The organism is Streptomyces blattellae (assembly GCF_009709555.1).
Taxonomy (GTDB): Bacteria; Actinomycetota; Actinomycetes; order Streptomycetales; family Streptomycetaceae; genus Streptomyces; species Streptomyces blattellae.
The window spans coordinates 1-284 of the sequence record NZ_WJBG01000092.1; the positions used below are offsets into that span (position 1 = coordinate 1).

1 pseudogene is annotated in these 284 nt (G+C 72.9%); it reads left to right on the forward strand.

From position 1 onward, the window contains the following. A pseudogene (locus GFH49_RS39230) lies at nucleotides 1-264 on the forward strand (IS607 family element RNA-guided endonuclease TnpB); the annotation flags it as partial. Between the last annotated feature and the right edge of the window lie 20 nt (nucleotides 265-284).

Below are 284 nucleotides of genomic sequence, written 5' to 3' on the forward strand. Positions count from 1 at the left end.
CTGGTCCTGGACCGGGACGAGAACGCAGCCCGCAACCTCGTCGCCCTCGCGGCGGCCTGCACCACTGGTACCGGAGTGGCCGGAGACCAGGACACGCCACGCGTGTCGAAGCCCCGCGGAGCCGACCGCAAGACCCGCCGCCAACGCCCCAGCCATCACACCGGCCGGGGCGGGCGGGCAGGTGGCGTAACCCTGCCGCACCCGCGGCAGAAGGAAACGGGAGACCGCCGTCAGGACACCGAAGCGCACCCCGCGCTGTGGTGACACCGACACGGACCTTCCAG